The following is a 16,656-nucleotide window of genomic DNA, read 5'->3' on the forward strand; positions in this document are numbered from 1 at the left end:
GACAGCGCTCAGCGCTTGTGGACGGCGTGGCCGCCGAACTGCTGGCGCAGCGCGGCGACGGCCTTCATGGCGGGCGAGTCGTCCTGCCGCGACGCGAACCGGGCGAACAGCGAGGCGGTGATGACGTTGAGCGGGACGGCCAGCCGGACCGCCTCGTCGACCGTCCACCGACCCTCGCCGGTGTCCTCGGTGTAGCCGCTCAGCTCGGCCAGCTCCGGGTCCTCGTCGAGCGCCCGGTCGAGCAGGTCGAGCAGCCAGGACCGGACGACCGTGCCCTCCCGCCAGGACTTGAACACGCCGGGGACGTTGGTCACCAGCTCGGAGGCGGTGAGCAGCTCGTAGCCCTCGGCGTAGGCGTGCATCAGGCCGTACTCGATGCCGTTGTGCACCATCTTGGCGTAGTGGCCGGCGCCGACCGGACCGGCGTGCACGAAGCCGAACTCGCCCTCGGGCTTGAGCGCCTCGAAGATCGGCATGAGCCGCTCGACGTGCTCCTGGGCGCCGCCGACCATCAGGCCGTAGCCGTTCTGCCGGCCCCACACGCCGCCGGAGACGCCGACGTCGATGTAGCCGATGCCCTGCTCGTTCAGCCGCTCGGCGCGCGGGGCGTCGTCGCTGAACCGGGAGTTGCCGCCGTCGATGATGATGTCGCCCTCGCCGAGCACGCCGGCGAGTTCGTCGATGGTGGCGTCGGTGACGGCGGCGGGGACCATGACCCAGATCGCGCGCGGCGAGTCGAGCTTCTCGGCCAGCTCCGCGAGACTCGCGGCGTCGCTGAGCTCCGGGTTACGGTCGAAACCGAACACCTCGTGCCCGGCGGCGCGCAGCCGCTCGCGCATGTTGCCGCCCATCCGGCCGAGTCCTACCAGGCCGAGCTGCATCTGCTCCTACCTCCGTACGTCAGGGTCGTGCTGCCTGCGATCAGCGGGACACGCGGATCGGCATGATGAGGTACCGGTACCCCGGGATGACCTCGCCATCCTCGCCGGCCGGGGAAATGACCGCGGGCTTGAACGCGTCGACGAACCGCAGCAGGGCGTGCTGGGCGCCCAGGTTGTTCAGGCCGTCGATCAGGTACTGCGGGTTGAAGCCGATGGTGAGCGGGTCGCCGCTGAAGGTGGCCTCCATGGCCTCGCTGGCCCGGGCCTCCTCGGTGCCGCCGGCCTCCACCACGAGCCCGTCGGAGCTGAAGCTGAGCAGCACCGGGGTGGTGCGCTCGGCGACCAGCGCCACCCGCTTGACCACCTCGATGAGGGTGGCGACCGGGACGCGGGCCTCGGCGTTGTGGTCGGCCGGGAAGAGCGACCGCACCGGCGGGTAGTTGGCGCCGTCGAGCAGCCGGCTGGTGGTCCGGCGGGTGCCGCCGGAGAAGCCGATCATGCCCTCACCGGCGCCGCCGGAGGAGAGCGCCATGGTGACGTGCCCGCCGAGCGGGCCGAGCGCCTTGGCGGTGTCGTGCAGCGTGCGGGCCGGAACCAGCGCGTTGAGGCTGATCTCCGGGTCGTCCGGGTTCCACTCCATCTCGCGCAGCGCGAGGCGGTAGCGGTCGGTGGCGAGCATCGCCATGGTGCCGCCGGACAGCTCGAGCCGGACGCCGGTCATCATCGGCAGCGTCTCGTCCCGGCCGGCGGCCACGGCGACCTGGGCCACGGCGGCGGCGAAGGCGGCGGCGTCGACGGTGCCGGCGCTCTCCGGCATCTCCGGCAGGGTCGGGTAGTCCTCCACCGGCATGGTCGGCAGGGTGAACCGGGCGCTGCCGCAGACCAGCTCCAGGTGGGCGCCGACGGCGGCGATGTCCACCGGCTTGGCCGGCAGGGCCTTGGTGATCTCGGCGAGCAGTCGACCGGAGACCAGGGCGGCGCCGTCCGCGTCACCCTGCACCTCGACGGTCACCTGGCTGGAGACCTCGTAGTCGAAGCCGGAGACCTGGAGGTTGCCGTCGGTCACCCGGAGCATCACCCCGGCCAGCACCGGTACGGAGGGTCGGTTGGGCAGGCTCTTGGCGGTCCACGCGACCGCCTCGGCGAGCGCGTCGCGCTCCACTCGGAACTTCATCAATGCCTCCGCGTCGACGTCAGCGACAACTCTCTCATGCCGACCGCTGCCACCCGTCCCGCCCGACCGTGCGGGTACCCATCGCACCTTAGGGCGCGTGGGCATCGGCTGTGCGCCCGACCCCGTGGATCCAGGTGCCCGGGCGACTGCCGGCGGCAGTGCTCCGGCCCGATCCACAGGAAGTCCAACGGTGATGATTGGTTTTTGTTGTTTAGAAGAGATAACTCATCGTCTTCATCGCACCTGTGCAAACTGTGGAGAACCCGCGTCCGCGCAGGTCAGACAGGTTATCCACCGGTGGTTTGGCTGTGGAGAACCAGGGGTACAACCCGTGTCCCGGTCCACAGCCGTCGCCAGCTCCCGGGTTTTCCACGGCTGTCCACCGGTTGTCCACCGGTAATCCACCGGGTTTCTCCCCAGTGCTGTGGACAGCGCCGACGCCGTCGACCGCAGTTGTCCCCAGAACCTTCAACAGGCCGCCCACAGGCGGACCGTCGTCGGTGGACAACGGAGCCGTCGTCCCCAGGCATCCACAGCGTCGTCCCCAGGAGTTGTCCACAGTCTGTGGGTAACCGGCCGAATGCACAGGGTGGTTTTCCACCGCCTGTGACACAGGGGGTGTGGACAACGGGCACGAGCTGTGGACGAGCACGAGACCGATCCTGTGCCCTTCACCGGGTCGAGGGTCAACCGCTTCCCGCCGCCGCTCCCCGCAACCCGGGATCTCGGCCCCTCCGGAGGCGAAACGCGTCCATGACCCGTGGCCCGTCCGGGCGGAAAGAGTGAGCGAGCGGGTCGCGCGGCAGGACGACCGGCCACCCGCGTGGCCGATCTCTCTAGTCGACCGGAGAGATCGGGGTCACCGAGAACGGGTCGCCCCGACACAAAGGCCTTGATCACCGCGCCGGAGTGACGGGCGGGAGGGCGGGAGGGGTGGGGCTCAGGTGTTCTGCTTGATGCGGTTGGTCAGCTCGGCGATCTGGTTGTAGAGCGAGCGTCGCTCCGCCATCTGCTGACGGATCTTGCGGTCGGCGTGCATCACCGTGGTGTGGTCCCGGCCACCGAACGCCTGGCCGATCCGGGGCAGCGACAGGTCGGTCAGCTCACGGCACAGGTACATGGCCACCTGCCGGGCGTTTACCAGCACCCGGGAGCGGGAGTGACCCCGCAGGTCCTCCAGGCTCACCCCGAAGTAGTCGGCGGTGGAGACCATGATCTGGTCGGCGGTGATCTCCGGGCCGGCGCCGTCCGGGATGAAGTCCCGCAGCACCTCCTCGGCCAACGACAGCTCGACCGAGGAACGGGTGAGGCTGGCGAACGCGGTGACCCGGATCAGCGCCCCCTCCAGTTCCCGGATCGAGTTCGACACCCGGGACGCGATGAACTCCAGCACGTCCGGCGGGGCGTAGAGCCGCTCCTGCGCCGCCTTCTTCTGCAGGATCGCGATCCGGGTCTCCAGGTCCGGCGGCTGGATGTCGGCGAGCAGTCCCCACTCGAACCGGGTCCGCAGCCGGTCCTCCAGCGTCGCCAGCTGCTTCGGCGAGCGGTCGGAGGTGATCACGATCTGCTTGTTGGCGTTGTGCAGCGTGTTGAAGGTGTGGAAGAACTCCTCCTGCGTCCGTTCCCGGTTCTCCAGGAACTGGATGTCGTCGATCAGGAGGATGTCCACGTCCCGGTAGCGGCGCTGGAACGCGCTGGTCTTGTCGTCCCGCAAGGAGTTGATGAAGTCGTTGGTGAACTCCTCGGTCGAGACGTACCGGACCGAGCGGGCGTTGCCCAACGTGGTGGCGTAGTGCCCGATGGCGTGCAGCAGGTGGGTCTTGCCCAGCCCCGAGCTGCCGTAGATGAACAGCGGGTTGTACGCCTTGGCCGGCGACTCGGCCACCGCCACGCTCGCCGCGTGGGCGAAGCGGTTGGACGAGCCGATGACGAACGTCTCGAACATGTACTTCGGGTTGAGCCGGTTGCCACCGCTGTCCCCGGCACCGGGCAGCCGGCGGTCGGCCTGGCCGCCGGGACGGTGGTGGTCGGCGCCGCCGCGACCCGGGCCGCTGTCCGTCGCGCCGTCGCGGGGCAGACCGCGCATCGGGGGAGGGTCGACCGGTCCCGGGGCCTCCCGGTAGCGGGGCTCGTACCCGCCGGCGTCGGGAGCGGCCGGCTCGATCCGGGGCCGCTCGTCGTAGGGGCGGCGTTCCGGCGCGGCCCGCATCGGCTCGGCGAACGCGGCGCCGAACAGGGTGTCCTGTCCGTCCCGGCCGGCCGGGATCAGCTGGGGTCGTCCGCCGTCGGCGGTCCGCTGCCGGGGGGCGGGCTCGTCCACCGGCTGCTCCGGCCGCACCTCGGCGAACCCGGGCTCCTGGCGGGGCGCGGGATAGGCCGGTGCGGCCGGCTGGTCGAAGCCGGGAAGCAGGTCCGCGGGGCCGTCCGGTTCGGCGAGCGGTTCCGGAGCGCTGCGGTACACCGTGCCGGCCGGGCGTCCGGCCGGGTCCTCGGCGACCCGCACCGTGACGGCCACCTGGATCGGCCGGCCGAGCCGGCGACTCAGGGCTTCCGTGATGGCGGGGCGGAGACGGGACTCGATCACGTCCCGGGTGAAGGCGTCCGGGACGGAGAGCAGGGCGGTGTCCTCGACGATCGCCCGGAGCCGGGTGAGCCGGAGATACGCCCGCTGCTGCGCGGAGATGATCTCGTCGGCGAGTTCCTCGGTGGTCGCCGTCCACACCGCGGCGAGGTCGTTCGCTCCGGTCACCGTCGTGCCACCCCCTCGCCTGATCCTCACGCCCGCCCGGACGGCTGACCGGTCGTCATCCACAAGTTATCCACAGCCTGTGTGTACCGACCGATTGTGGCCGCCCACCGGACGCGGGTCGGACCTGCCCCCTGGTTCGCGGAGGCGTTGAAGCGGGTTCACCGTGCCGAACGATTCAACAGCTTGTCCGGTCTTGCCGGTCGGCGACAAACTCGGACCCCCGACGCCGACCGCAATCGCGCACGCTAACAGCGGGGACCCCACACCATCAACCGCCGACACCCTGGCGGCGTTGGCAACATCAGTGAAAACCGCCCCTTCGGTCGCCATTCCGGCGCAGGTCGGAGCCGGAGTGTGACGTTTGACGGTCGTTGCGCCCCTGCGTAGGCTGGAGCGGCTGCTCTCTCGCCCTCTGCTAGGGTGATGGATGCTTGCTGTCCGTGGCTGTCGCCCCGCACCGTCGGGGGTCGCGTCACCGGGCAGCGCCGATCGGAGGTCACCGCCGAGGTGATCTGGACCAGCACACGACCCCGGGCGATCCGCCGCGCGGGGCGTACGACAACGGAGAGCCTGACGTGAGCAAGCGCACCTACCAGCCGAACAACCGCCGGCGCGCGAAGACCCACGGCTTCCGGCTGCGCATGCGCACCCGTGCCGGCCGCGCCATCATCTCGACCCGTCGCACCAAGGGCCGCACCCGCCTGTCGGCCTGAGGCCGACCGGTCCGGTCCGGGGACGTGGGCAGTCGTGCTGACCGCCGCGCAGCGACTGCGGCGCAGTAGCGACTTCGCCGCAGCGGTTCGCGGTGGCCGACGCGTCGGCCGTGGGGCCGTCGTGGTCCACCTGAGCCTCCCCGAGCCGACCAGCCCCACCGGGACCACCTCGCCGGAGCCGGCGCGGAGCAGCGGTGCGGAGAACTCCGCACCCCGCCGCGCCGGCTTCGTCGTGTCCAAGGCCGTCGGCGGCGCGGTGGTCCGCAACACGGTCCGCCGCCGCCTGCGGCACCTGGTCCGGGAACGCCTGGCCGAACTGCCCGCCGGCACCACCCTGGTGGTACGCGCGCTGCCCCCGGCCGCCGACGCCACCTACGCCCGGCTCGGGGCCGACCTGGACGCCGCCCTCGCCGCCGCGCGGTCGCCCCGGGGACGGCGGTCGCGGTGAACGGCGCGCCCCCGACCCCGTCGCCGACTACCGGTGCCCGCATGCTGCTGGCGCCCATCATCGCGTACCGTCGGTGGATAAGTCCGGCGCTGCCGGCCCGCTGCCGGTTCTACCCGTCGTGCAGTGCCTACGCCGTGGAGGCGGTGTCCCGGCACGGTGCGCTGCGGGGGGCCTGGCTGACGGTCCGGCGGCTGTCGCGCTGCCACCCCTTTCACCCAGGTGGTCACGACCCGGTGCCGGAGCCGGGCGATCGCCGCCGTGCCGACGTGACTGGAGCCTGAGAATTGAGTCTCGACTGGATCTACTACGCGATCTCGTGGATCCTGCTGACCTGGCACTCGGCCTGGGACGCCATCGGCGTGCCCGTCGACGCGGTGATCGGCACGAACTGGGCCTGGATCCTCGCCATCGTCTTCCTCGTGGTGACGGTCCGGGTGATCCTCTTCCCGGTCTTCGTCAAGCAGATCAAGTCGCAGCGTGCCATGCAGGCGCTCCAGCCCAAGGTGAAGGAGCTCCAGGAGAAGCACAAGGGTGACCGGGAGACGCTCCAGAAGGAGATGATGGAGCTCTATCGGAAGGAAAAGGCCAACCCCCTGATGGGCTGCCTTCCGATGTTCCTCCAGATCCCGGTCTTCCTGGGCCTGTTCCACACGCTGAAGCGGCTCAACCCCGACAACCCGGGCAAGACCCTGTACGGCTGGACCGTCGAGCAGTTCAACAGCGCGTCCAACGCGAGTCTCTTCACCGCCCCGATCTCCGGCAAGTTCGGCTCCACCGCCGAGGAGCTGTCCCGGCTGGGCGCGAACACCGGCACGGTCAAGGTGGTCGCCGGCATCCTGGTGCTCATCATGATCGCCACCACCTACCTGACCAGCCGGCAGATGATCCTCAAGACCGGCTGGGCCGAGGACCCGCAGCAGCGGATGGTGCAGCGGCTGATGCTCTACGGCATCCCGCTCTCCCTGCTGGTCTCGGGCGCGATCTTCCCGATCGGCGTGATCATCTACTGGGTCACCAACAACCTGTTCACGCTGGGCCAGCAGCAGTGGGTGCTGCGGAAGTTCCCGCCGCTGGTGCCGCCGAAGAAGAACGCCACCCCGGGCAAGAGCCCCGTTCAGCCGGCCAAGACCGGTCTGCTCGGCCGCAAGACCGCCCAGCCCGCGGTCAAGGCGCCGGCCGCCGCGCCGAAGGTGGCCGGTCCGAAGCCGGGCGCCAAGCCGGTCAACCCGAAGAAGGGCACCGGCCGACCCGCCAAGCGTCAGGGCTGAGCCCCGCCGGGCCACCGCCACCCGGCGGTGGCCCGTCCGGTTCCCGAGCTGCCACCGAGGGTCGGCGCCGGGCCGGAACCGCCGCGCGCAGCGCGGCCACGGGCGAAACTGGCCCGTACAGACGTGCCCGTGGGCACCCGGCGAACCTCCCGCCGGCCCCCGGGAGACCAGCGGACCCCGACGGTCCGGCCGAGCGAGTACGGAGATGAGACCGTGACCGACACCAGCATCCCCAGCGCCGACCAGTCCCTGGACGAGGAGACCCCCACGGCCACCGCCACCGAGACCGAGGAGGGCACGGCCGAGGCCCGGGAGAAGAAGGCCCCGGCCGACAGCGACCTGTTCCGGCAGAGCGAGATCGCCGCCGACTACGTCGAGGGCCTGCTGGACATCCTCGACTACGACGGTGACATCGACGAGCTGGTCTCCGGCGGCCGCCCGGTCGTCGAGGTGGTCGGTGGCCGCCTGCAGAACCTGGTCGGCCAGCGCGGCGCCACCCTGGAGGCGCTCCAGGAGCTGACCCGCCTGGCGGTGTTCCGGCAGACCGGTACGCCCAGCCGGCTGCTGCTCGACGTCGGCGGCTACCGGGCCGCCCGGCGCAAGGAGTTGGCGGCGGTGGCCAAGAACGCGGTCGAGAAGGTCAAGGAGCACGGCGAACCGGTGCGCCTGGAGCCGATGTCCGCGTTCGAACGCAAGTGCGTGCACGACGTGGTCAACGCGATGACCGACGTGGAGAGCGAGTCCGAGGGTGTCGAGCCGAACCGGCGCATCATCGTCCGCCCGGTGGCGGACTGAGGCAGTGGTCTCCGACGACACGACGGCTGACGCCGTGGCCGGCCCGGGCGGTACGCCGCCCGGGCCGTCCGCTGTGCGGCCCGACCCGAGCGCCGACCCGGTCTTCTCCGACGAGGACCGGTCGGCCGACCCGGCGTACCGGCCCGCCGCGTCGGTCGAGCCCGCCTTCTCCGGCGAGCCGGCGGCGACCGGCGACGCCGTGGCGACCGATCCCGTGGCCGACGTGACGCCGGCCTTCTCCGGTGAACCGCCGGTGGACGCGGCGTCCGACGCCCCGGCAGGCCCGGTCGGCCCGGTCTTCGCCGAGCCCGCACCGTCCTCGGTGGACGGTGCGGACGCGCCTCTCGGGGACGCGGCGCCCGATCCGGCCGAGGCGACCCTGCCACCCGAGCTGGCGGAGGCGGCCAGGACGCTCTTCGGTGAGCGGCTGGACCTCGCCGCGGCGTACGCCGAGTTGCTGGCCACGGAGGGCGTGGTGCGTGGTCTGATCGGACCTCGCGAGGCGCCCCGGCTGTGGGACCGGCACCTGCTCAACTGCGCGGTCATGGCGGAGCGGATCCCGGAGGGGGCCAGCGTGATCGACGTCGGCTCCGGAGCCGGACTGCCCGGTCTGGTGCTGGCGATCGCGCGCCCCGATCTCACCGTCACCCTGGTCGAACCGCTCGCCCGTCGGGTGTCGTTCCTGATCGAGGCGGTGCAGCGGCTCGGACTCACCCGGTCCGTTCGCGTCTTCCGGGGACGGGCCGAGGAGGCGGCAGCCGGGTCGCGGGACCGGGACCCGTTGGCCGCCGACATCGTCACCGCCCGTGCGGTCGCCGCGCTGGACCGGCTCGCCGCCTGGTGCCTGCCGTTGACGGTGCCGGGTGGTCGACTTTTGGCGCTCAAGGGCGCCTCGGCGGCGGACGAGATCGCCGAACACACCGACGCGGTGGTCCGCCTGGGTGGCGGGACACCCGAACTCCACCGATGCGGCGCCGGGGTGATCGAGCCGGCGGCGACAGTGGTCGAGGTGGTCCGGGAGCGCGTGGTGAACCCGCCGCGCGCGAAGAAGCCGAAGCGTTCGCGTGGGGGCCGCAATCGGGGCGGTCGTAACCGGGATCGCTGACCCGGGCGGGCTTTCCCGGCACCCCACCCGGTCGTTGGACCGGGTGGGCGTGACCTGATCGATCGCAACCCGACGTGGACCCGCCGCGCCCGTCGGCCGTAGGCTGACCGCGCGTCGATAGTGTGGAGCGGCGGTGCCGGGCGGCGTCCGAACCCGACCGCTCCCACCGGGCCGATGACGTCGCGCGAAGCGCGAGGCCTGATTGACGGGGTGCGGACCGACCATCCGGAGCGGGTAGGGATGACAGGTGCATGACGACGGCAGGTACGACGATCCACGGCTGACCGGGCCCGACGGGCAACCCACCGGTGATCCCGTTTCACGTGAAACCAGCTACCAGGAGTGGGTGGTGAACGATCCCCACGACGCGGCACCGCATCACCCCGTCGACCCGACGCCGCGGCGGGACACATCCGCGACGGGCGCCGTACGCCCGGTGTCTTCTGTTCCGGTCAACGTGCCGCCGGCCCGCGACCCGCTCGACCCCAGCGAGGGCCCGGTGAACGCGCCGACCCCCCGTCCGGCGGTCGCGCGGGGGAACGCGGCGGTGTCGGGCCGGTTCGAGCCCCAACCGCCGGTGTCCGCAGTGCCGCATCAGCCCACCCCTGACTCCGCCCCCGTGTCGGCCGTGTCGGCCGACACGCCACCGGCGGCCGGGTACGGGGACGACACCGGGACCACCACGTACGTTTCACGTGAAACCCCGACGCGCGAAGAGGATGACCCACCGTTGGCTATGGAGGCGATGCGCGCCGTGCAGATCCTGAATCCCAGTGGCGAGGTCACCATGCCGCGCCCCGACCGGACCCGGGTGATGTGCGTCGCCAACCAGAAGGGTGGCGTGGGCAAGACCACCACCACTGTGAACTTGGCGGTGGCGCTCGCGCTGCACGGCAACCGGGTGCTCGTGGTCGACCTCGACCCGCAGGGCAACGCGTCCACCGGGCTCAACGTGCCGCACCACACGGGCGTGCCGGACGTCTACGACTGCCTCATCGACAGCGTGCCGCTGGAGGAGGTGGCTCAGGCGGTGGAGGGCATCCCCAACCTGTGGTGCGTGCCCGCCACCATAGATCTGGCCGGTGCCGAGATCGAGCTGGTCTCGGTGGTCGCCCGGGAGTCCCGCCTGGCGCGGGCCATCGCCGCGTACCCCGGTCACTTCGACTACGTCTTCATCGACTGCCCGCCCTCGCTCGGCCTCCTGACGGTCAACGCGCTCGTGGCCGCGCAAGAGGTGCTGATCCCCATCCAGTGCGAGTACTACGCGCTGGAAGGGCTCAACCAGCTGATCAACAACATCAACCTGGTACGCCAGCACCTGAACCCGCAGCTCGAGGTCTCGACCATCCTGCTGACCATGTACGACCGGCGTACCCGGCTGGCCGACGCGGTGGAGCAGGACGTCCGGAACCACTTCGGGGACAAGGTGCTGCAGGCTGTCATCCCCCGGAACGTGCGGGTCTCCGAGGCGCCCAGCTACGGCCAGTCGGTGATGACCTACGATCCCGGTTCGCGGGGTGCCACGAGCTACTTCGAGGCCGCCCAGGAGATCGCCGAGCGAGGCGTCAAGGAGCCGGTGAGCCGGAATGCGTAGTGCGGAGATGTCGCTGGGAGGCGTCGCATGAAGAACCGTCCCCGCGGCGGTCTGGGCCGAGGGCTCGGTGCCCTCATCCCCACCGGGCCGGTGGCAGGAGCCGACTCGGAAGGTGGCGAGTCGACGGCGGCGACCCCCGCGTCGGTGACCCCCGCCAACGGCGCCACGGCAGCAGTCACCCGAGCGAGCGGCGGGACCGCGTCCCCCGCCGTCGCGCCGGAGCCTCAGCTGAGCCCGGTGCCGGGCGCCCGCTTCGCCGAGATCCCGGTCGACGCCATCGTGCCGAACCCGAAGCAGCCCCGGCACGTCTTCGACGAGGACGCGCTGGAGGAGCTCAAGACCTCGATCCAGGAGGTCGGCTTCCTCCAGCCGATCGTCGTCCGGCAGCTCGACCCGGAGAAGTACGAACTCGTCATGGGTGAGCGGCGCTGGCGCGCCGCCCAGGCGGTCGGCCGGGAGAACATTCCGGCGATCGTCCGGGAGACCAAGGACGACGCGATGCTCCGGGACGCGCTGCTGGAGAACATCCACCGCGCCAACCTGAACCCGCTCGAAGAGGCGGCCGCGTACCAGCAACTGCTGGAGGAGTTCGGGGCCACCCACGAGGAGTTGGCTCGGCGGATCGGCCGCAGCCGCCCGCAGATCTCCAACACCATCCGGCTGATGAACCTCCCGGCCGCCGTACAGCGCAGGGTCGCCGCCGGCGTGCTTTCGGCCGGTCACGCCCGGGCGTTGCTCAGCCTGGAGGACGCCGAGGCCCAGGAGCATCTCGCCACCCGGATCGTCGCCGAGGGCATCTCGGTACGCGGCACCGAGGAACTGGTGGCGCTGGCGCTCGCGGACGGACCGGCGAAGGCACCCGCGGCGAAGCGGCGTACCAAGCCACACGCTCCCGCGCTCTCCGATCTGGCCGACCGGCTCTCGGACCGGTTCGACACCCGGGTGAAGGTCGACATCGGCCGGAGCAAGGGCAAGATCACGATCGAGTTCGCGACCGTCGACGACCTTGAGCGGATCGTCGGCATCATCGGCGTGGGCGAGGAAGAGCAATCCGGCGACTGAGCTCCGGCCCTCGTTCGTTTCCCGGCCGCACCGCCCGTGAGGGAGGTGCGGCCGGACTCGTTCGGTCGCACCTCGCGTCTCCGCGTTGCTCGGTCCGCGCCGGCGAGCTGCGAGCCGGCATCCGCGGCCGTCGGTCAGTGTGAACAGAGCCCGGTCCCCACGCCGCCGGTCGGTTTCACGTGAAACGGCCAACCCGGGTTGTCGAACCAGGGAGAGAGGATTGTCGGAGGGGCGCGACGGTCAGCCAACGAAGTTGCGGCCGTGACGGCGTTCGACTGATCCGAGGCCACCGCGGGAGCAGGCCAGCACTGCGCCCGGGCGGTTAACAGGGGATCGCGTCTGGGGCTCACAGTCCGCCGCTCGCGGACCGTCCTGGATCGCCTGGCCTTCGGGGAGCCGGGTTGTTGGTGGGCTCGGGCGACCGCGGCTCCCGGCCCCAACCGTCGCCGGCCATCACGTCCTCGACATCGCCGAGCGGCCGGGCCGACATCTGATGGTCCACCCTGCGTCGAGCCGTCCTGTGGCAGGCGGGGCCGGCTGGTGGCTCGCCGGTTTGGGCGTCCTGCGGGGCGGGGCCGGGCCGGCGGGCCGATCGTCGACCGACCGCCTCTCCGCCGAGGCCCCCCGCCACCTCCCGCCGAACCGGACCGGTGACGGCGGACGGTCAGCGCCCGGCACGGAGGCCGACCGCCGTCGCTGCTACCCGACCGACGTCGGCCGTCACTGCTCCCGGCGACCGACGTCGGCCGTCACTGCTCCCGGTCCGACGTCGGCCGTCACTGTTCTCGGTCGGCGAGCGGACGGCGTCGAACCGGTGCCCTCGGGAGTTGAGAACCGCCAACGGCAGAGAGCCGGCCGACATCGCGAGCGAGCGCCCGCCCGCCCCTCGCCCTCACCGAGAGAGTGCGCGTCGCCCCCACCCTGTCTTGACGCGTCCAGGGCGCTGAGTCGTCGCCAGGAAGGCGAGATCGCTGTGCTGGGGTCCCAGGAGGCACCCCGCCTCGAAATGGTCTTCCTGGGCCTCTGAGGTCCCCGTTTCACGTGAAACAGCGGACGGGAGTCCGGCACCCCAACGCTCCTTCTGGCCGCGCCGACCCTGAGCGGGTCGCCGAAGGAGCCTGAGACCGGTTCCGCTGCCGCTTCGCCCGTCGTTTCGTGGGCCCGGTTTCACGTGAAACGAATGCCGCAGCAGCCGGCGGCCGACGACGAAGCCCTCGGAGCCCCGGGCGACTACCACCACCTTTCCGCACCGACAACTCCGGCACGGATCGATGCGTCGCTCGTTGAGAGGGGAGGGCCGAGGATCCGAACGATCTCCCTCGGTTATCCACAGGCGTTGTCCACAGGCTGGCCCCGTTTCACGTGAAACAAGGCGCGGAAACCGTTGCTGAGCTGTGGATGACGGTCCGTACTGGTGATCTCGGCACCCTGTGGACAACGTGGTGGACAAGCGCTGTGGATCGTCGCGCGCCCGCCGACGGCCCGGAGGAACGGGTAGGGACAGGCGTCGCCAACTCGGTTAGGGTCAGCGTCGTGCAGGACACCCCTCCCTCAGTCCCGGACTTCACCCAGTGGCCCTCCTTCCCCTTCGAGGGCGATCTCCGCGTCAAGCAGATCGACGATCCCGTCGCGATCGAACCTCCCCGCCGGGGAGAGGCGGACCGCGAGTGCACCGCCTGCAACGCGCCCGACGAGGCGTACATCTGGGTCGGCGAACGGTGGCGGGTGCGCGCCATGGACCGGCCGACCGGGCTGCCGATGGTGCTGATCCTGGAGTCCCGCTCCCACCTCGATCTCGGTGACCTGCCGAACCTCCTCGCCGCCGAACTGGGCGTGATGACCGTCCGTCTGGAGCGGGCCGTCCGCTCGCTGGACGGGGTGGCCCGGGTGCACGTCAACCGGTGGGGCGACGGCTCGGCGCACCTGCACATGTGGTTCCTGGCCCGGCCGTACGGGCGACTGCAACTGCGGGGCACGTTCCTGTCGCTCTGGGACTCGATCCTGCCGCCGATCTCCGAGGAGCAGTGGCGGGAGAACCTCGCCATGGTCGCCGCGTGGCTCGCCGAGTTCGGTGGCCGTCCGCTCGCCGAGCCGCCCCGCATCCGGTGGGAGGCGCCGTCCACCCTCTCCCCATCGCCCACGAGCGTGACCGAGGAGCCCGAGGAGGAGTCCGCGTCGGTGATCGAGGCGGCGGACGAGATCCCCGAGTCGGAGGCCGCGGAGCAGACCGCCGAGCCGGATGTCGCGGAAGACCTGGAGATGCGCAGCGGCCACCCCGCCGATGCCGCCGACGATGAGCACGCCGACGGTGATCCGGTGGGCGAGGAGAGCGGGAGCGCCGAGGCCGGAACCGCCGGACGCGCGGCCGCGGGCGACGAGCCGGAGGGTGGGAGCGACGAGCCGTCCGCCGGCGTCACGGACGAGGACGGCCGGTCCGCCGGGAACGGCGGGCGGGCGGCGTCGGCGCGTACCGCCGGCTGACTCGGGTCAGCGGCGGCGGGCGGCCCGGCTCACCAGCGTGCCGAGCACCCGGCCGAAGTCGAGCCCGGCCGCCTGGATGGCGAGCGGCAGCAGCGAGGTCTCGGTCATGCCCGGCGACACGTTGACCTCCAGCACGTGCGGCCGGCCCTCCGCGTCGACGATCAGGTCGACCCGGGACAGGTCCCGCAGGCCGAGGGCGGTGTGCGCGGCGAGCGCCACCTCGGTCACCTGAGCGGTGGTCGCGGCGTCGAGTCGGGCGGGGGCGTGCCACGTGGTGCGCCCCGCCGTGTAGCGGGCGGCGTAGTCGTAGACGCCGTTGCGCGGCACGATCTCCACCGGCGGCAGGGCTCGCGGCCCCTCGCCCAGGTCGAGCACGGAGACCGCGACGTCCATCCCGGGCACGTAGCGCTCCACCAGCGCCGTCTGGTCGTACGCGAAGCAGCCGACCATCGCGGCCGGCAGCGACGCGGCCTCCCGGACCACGGCGGCGCCCAGGCCCGACCCGCCCTGCGCCGGCTTGACCATCAGCGGCAGCCCGAGGCGGTCGACGATGCGGTCCAGCACCGCAACCGCGCCCAGCTCGGAGAAACGGTCGTGCGGCAGGGCCACCCAGTCGGGGGTGGGGATGCCCGCCTCGCGCAGCACCGTCTTGGCCGACGGCTTGTCCCAGGCGAGTCGGGAGGAGCGGGCGTCGCAGCCGACGTAGGGCACGTCGCAGAGGTCGAGGACGCCGCGCAGCGAGCCGTCCTCGCCGGTCGCGCCGTGCAGGGCGATCACCACCGCGTCCGGCGGGTCGGCGGTCAGGGCGGGGAGCAGCGCGACGTCGGCGTCGCGGAGGTCCGCCTCCACGCCGACCGCGCGCAGCGCGTCGAGCACCCGGCGGCCCGACCGCAACGAGACGTCCCGTTCGTAGGAGAGTCCGCCGGCGAGCACCAGCACGCGCAGCTCGTCGGAGGTGGGTCCGGTCACGGGAGTCGGTGCGGCAGGGCTGTCGGCCATGCGGGAATCATGCCAAGTCGGGACCGGGCGCGTCCGAGCCGCCCTGGCGTCGGCGCGGACCGGTGCCGCCGACCGCGCCGAAGACCTTCCGCATGGCGATCTCCTGCTCCATCACGCCGGCCAGCCGGCGGACGCCCTCCCGGATCCGCTCCGGCGGCGGGAAGGAGAAGTTGAGCCGCATGTTCCCGGCGCCCGTGCCGTCCGCGTAGAAACCGGTTCCCGGCACGTACGCGACCCGGGCGGCCACGGCGCGCGGCATCATCGCCTTGGAATCGAGGCCCTCGGGCAGGGTCGCCCAGACGAACAGGCCGCCGGCCGGCGTGGTCCAGGTGGTGCCCTCCGGCATCAGGTCGGCCATCGCGTCGAGCAGCGCGTCCCGGCGCTCGCGGTAGACCTCCCGGTAGACCTTGAGCTGCTGCCGCCACGGCATCGTGCCCAGGTAGGTCGAGACGGCCGCCTGCGCGTAGCCGCTGGGACAGAGGATCTGCGCCTCGCTGGCGATGACCAGCTTGTCGCGGACCGCGTGCGGGGCGAGGATCCAGCCCACCCGCAGCCCGGGCGCGAAGGTCTTGGAGAACGTGCTCAGGTAGAAGACACCGTCGCGCCGTCGGGCCCGCAGCGGCGCGGGCGCCTCACCGGAGAAACCGAGTTGACCGTACGGGTCGTCCTCCACCACGAGCAGCCCCGCGCGCTCACAGATGTCGAGCACCCGCTCCCGCCGCTCCTCGCTCAACGTCACGCCGGTCGGGTTCTGGTAGGTCGGGATGGTGTAGAGGAACTTCACCCGCCGGCCGGCCCGGGCCAGGTCGGCGATCGCCACCTCCAACGCCTCGGGGATGAGCCCCTCGTCGTCCATCGGCACGTGGGCCACCTGAGCCTGGGCGGCCTGGAACACCCCGAGCGCGCCGACGTACGTCGGGCCCTCGGCGAGCACCACGTCACCCGGGTCCAGGAAGAGGCGGGCCACCAGGTCGAGCGCCTGCTGGCCGCCGACGGTCACCACCACGTCCTCCGGGGAGGCGCCGCACGACGCGTCGATCCCGGACAGGGACATCACCTCGCAGATCCGCTCGCGCAGCTCCGGGGTGCCCTGGCCGATGCCGTACTGGAGGGTGGTGGCGCCGTGCTCCGCGCCGAGCCGGCCGAGCATCTCGCCGACCGCGTCCAGCGGCAGCGCCGCGATGTAGGGAGCCCCACCGGCGAGCGAGACGACCTCCGGGCGGCTGGCGACCGCGAAGAGTGCCCGGATCTCCGACGCGGTCATCCCCCGGACGCGCCGGGCGTACCGGTCGGTGTAGTCGTCGAGCGTCGTGCCGGTCATGACATCACCTCGATCGGGTGTCGGCGGGGCTGCCGCCCGGTGTGGTACCCGCGATGCCGGCATCCA

General features: G+C 71.8%; 14 protein-coding genes. 9 read left to right on the forward strand and 5 right to left on the reverse strand.

The window, feature by feature from the left end:
- Positions 1-8: 8 nt before the first annotated feature.
- The 3 genes from gnd to dnaA all read right to left on the reverse strand — a co-directional run bounded on the left by gnd (position 9) and on the right by dnaA (position 4,867).
- The gene (gnd, locus tag COO58_RS07130) at positions 9-881 is read right to left on the reverse strand and encodes a phosphogluconate dehydrogenase (NAD(+)-dependent, decarboxylating) (RefSeq protein WP_098744256.1); all 873 of its coding nucleotides are present in this window, start codon (positions 879-881) and stop codon (positions 9-11) included.
- Between the two features lie 40 nt (positions 882-921).
- Positions 922-2,055 (reverse strand): DNA polymerase III subunit beta, encoded by a 1,134-nt coding sequence (gene dnaN, locus COO58_RS07135; protein ID WP_091567631.1) that lies wholly within the window; start codon positions 2,053-2,055, stop codon positions 922-924.
- Between the two features lie 940 nt (positions 2,056-2,995).
- Positions 2,996-4,867, reverse strand: coding sequence for a chromosomal replication initiator protein DnaA (gene dnaA / locus COO58_RS07140; protein WP_369700173.1), 1,872 nt, complete (start codon positions 4,865-4,867; stop codon positions 2,996-2,998).
- Positions 4,868-5,379: 512 nt separating this feature from the next.
- Between dnaA and rpmH the strand changes: the two genes are divergently transcribed.
- The 9 genes from rpmH (at position 5,380) to COO58_RS30620 (ending at position 14,270) form a co-directional block, all read left to right on the forward strand.
- Positions 5,380-5,517, forward strand: coding sequence for a 50S ribosomal protein L34 (rpmH, locus tag COO58_RS07145; protein WP_091567639.1), 138 nt, complete (start codon positions 5,380-5,382; stop codon positions 5,515-5,517).
- A gap of 34 nt (positions 5,518-5,551) precedes the next feature.
- The gene (gene rnpA / locus COO58_RS07150; RefSeq protein WP_091567643.1) at positions 5,552-5,965 is read left to right on the forward strand and encodes a ribonuclease P protein component; all 414 of its coding nucleotides are present in this window, start codon (positions 5,552-5,554) and stop codon (positions 5,963-5,965) included.
- 41 nt (positions 5,966-6,006) lie between these two features.
- The gene (yidD, locus tag COO58_RS07155) at positions 6,007-6,246 is read left to right on the forward strand and encodes a membrane protein insertion efficiency factor YidD (RefSeq protein WP_091567651.1); all 240 of its coding nucleotides are present in this window, start codon (positions 6,007-6,009) and stop codon (positions 6,244-6,246) included.
- Between the two features lie 3 nt (positions 6,247-6,249).
- Positions 6,250-7,233 carry a membrane protein insertase YidC gene (gene yidC / locus COO58_RS07160; RefSeq protein WP_091567661.1) on the forward strand — a complete coding sequence of 328 codons (984 nt, stop codon included), beginning with the start codon at positions 6,250-6,252 and terminating at the stop codon, positions 7,231-7,233.
- 213 nt (positions 7,234-7,446) lie between these two features.
- Entirely contained in the window at positions 7,447-8,028 is a 582-nt protein-coding gene (locus tag COO58_RS07165) for a R3H domain-containing nucleic acid-binding protein (protein WP_091567666.1), read from the forward strand.
- Positions 8,029-8,350: 322 nt separating this feature from the next.
- Entirely contained in the window at positions 8,351-9,133 is a 783-nt protein-coding gene (gene rsmG, locus COO58_RS30135) for a 16S rRNA (guanine(527)-N(7))-methyltransferase RsmG (RefSeq protein ID WP_245666516.1), read from the forward strand.
- A gap of 247 nt (positions 9,134-9,380) precedes the next feature.
- Complete coding sequence (locus tag COO58_RS31100) at positions 9,381-10,727, forward strand: ParA family protein (RefSeq protein WP_098744260.1); 1,347 nt, start codon at positions 9,381-9,383, stop codon at positions 10,725-10,727.
- A gap of 27 nt (positions 10,728-10,754) precedes the next feature.
- Positions 10,755-11,789 carry a ParB/RepB/Spo0J family partition protein gene (locus COO58_RS07180; RefSeq protein WP_091567677.1) on the forward strand — a complete coding sequence of 345 codons (1,035 nt, stop codon included), beginning with the start codon at positions 10,755-10,757 and terminating at the stop codon, positions 11,787-11,789.
- Positions 11,790-13,322: 1,533 nt separating this feature from the next.
- Positions 13,323-14,270, forward strand: coding sequence for a hypothetical protein (locus tag COO58_RS30620; RefSeq protein WP_255292539.1), 948 nt, complete (start codon positions 13,323-13,325; stop codon positions 14,268-14,270).
- A 6-nt stretch (positions 14,271-14,276) separates the two neighbouring features.
- Here COO58_RS30620 and COO58_RS07190 read toward each other — a convergent pair whose 3' ends face one another.
- The gene (locus COO58_RS07190; RefSeq protein ID WP_098744261.1) at positions 14,277-15,269 is read right to left on the reverse strand and encodes a D-alanine--D-alanine ligase; all 993 of its coding nucleotides are present in this window, start codon (positions 15,267-15,269) and stop codon (positions 14,277-14,279) included.
- A gap of 7 nt (positions 15,270-15,276) precedes the next feature.
- Positions 15,277-16,590: a PLP-dependent aminotransferase family protein gene (locus tag COO58_RS07195; RefSeq protein ID WP_098744263.1), complete on the reverse strand. Its 1,314-nt coding sequence runs from the start codon at positions 16,588-16,590 to the stop codon at positions 15,277-15,279.
- Positions 16,591-16,656: the final 66 nt, after the last annotated feature.

Origin of the sequence: Micromonospora sp. WMMA1996, assembly GCF_002573675.1 — a bacterium.
GTDB lineage: Bacteria > Actinomycetota > Actinomycetes > Mycobacteriales > Micromonosporaceae > Micromonospora > Micromonospora sediminicola.

Bases quoted from the DNA above. Each gene is read 5' to 3' on its own strand.
- gnd (WP_098744256.1), bottom strand. From the start codon at position 881: ATGCAGCTCGGCCTGGTAGGACTCGGCCGGATGGGCGGCAACATGCGC.
- dnaN (WP_091567631.1), bottom strand. From the start codon at position 2,055: ATGAAGTTCCGAGTGGAGCGCGACGCGCTCGCCGAGGCGGTCGCGTGG.
- yidD (WP_091567651.1), top strand. From the start codon at position 6,007: ATGCTGCTGGCGCCCATCATCGCGTACCGTCGGTGGATAAGTCCGGCG.
- COO58_RS07180 (WP_091567677.1), top strand. From the start codon at position 10,755: ATGAAGAACCGTCCCCGCGGCGGTCTGGGCCGAGGGCTCGGTGCCCTC.
- COO58_RS07190 (WP_098744261.1), bottom strand. From the start codon at position 15,269: ATGGCCGACAGCCCTGCCGCACCGACTCCCGTGACCGGACCCACCTCC.
- COO58_RS07195 (WP_098744263.1), bottom strand. From the start codon at position 16,590: ATGACCGGCACGACGCTCGACGACTACACCGACCGGTACGCCCGGCGC.